Here is a 761-nt window from a genome sequence, read left to right as displayed (position 1 = left end):
TCAGTCGCCGTAACGCTCGCTATGGCAAGCGCATCGATGCCGAGCGGGCGGCATTGCAGCCGTTGCCAGGAACCCGCACCAGCGATTTTGAGGAGGTTGTCGTGAGGGTCTCACGCAGCGGCGGCTTCACGTTACGCAAGGTCTTCTACACCGTGCCCTCACGCCTTATCGGACACCGGCTGCGCGTACGCCTGTACGACGATCGTCTTGACCTCTTTATCGGCGGTACGCAGCTGATGACACTCCACAGAGGCCGTGCGCATGCCAGCGGCAAACACGACCACGTCGTCGACTATCGGCACGTCATCCACTCGCTGCGCAAAAAGCCAATGGCGCTGCTTCAGCTTGTCTATCGCGACAGGCTCTTCCCGCGGCAGGAATACCGGTTTGCTTTCGAGACCCTACTCGACCGGCTTTCTGACAAGCAGGCCTGCAAGATTACCGTCGAGCTCCTGGCTTTGGCCCATGATCGGGGTTGCGAGCGGGAACTGGCAGAGCGGCTGGCCATCATCCTCGACGCGGGCGAATTGCCGGACATCGTCGCGCTGCGGACCGCCTTCGCACCCGATCCAGCGCAGTTGCCAACCGTTGTTGTCCGTCTCGCGTCCCTCCAAGGCTATGAGGCACTCATCGACGCCGGCCATCTGGAGGGCGCGGCATGAGACACGCCCCGCCCATCGACGCCGCCACGCTCAGCACGCTGCTCAATGAACTCCGCCTCCCTGCCATCAAGGTCCTTTGGCCGGACTTTGCTGAGCGGG

General features: G+C 62.8%; 1 pseudogene. It reads left to right on the top strand.

Features of this window, described 5'->3' with window-relative positions:
- Positions 1-662, top strand: a pseudogene (locus QTL96_RS10025) (IS21 family transposase); the annotation flags it as partial.
- Between the last annotated feature and the right edge of the window lie 99 nt (positions 663-761).

Origin of the sequence: Rhizobium sp. S163, from assembly GCF_030380805.1 — a bacterium.
Classification (GTDB): domain Bacteria; phylum Pseudomonadota; class Alphaproteobacteria; order Rhizobiales; family Rhizobiaceae; genus Rhizobium.
This window is presented reverse-complemented; position numbering and strand designations above follow the sequence as displayed.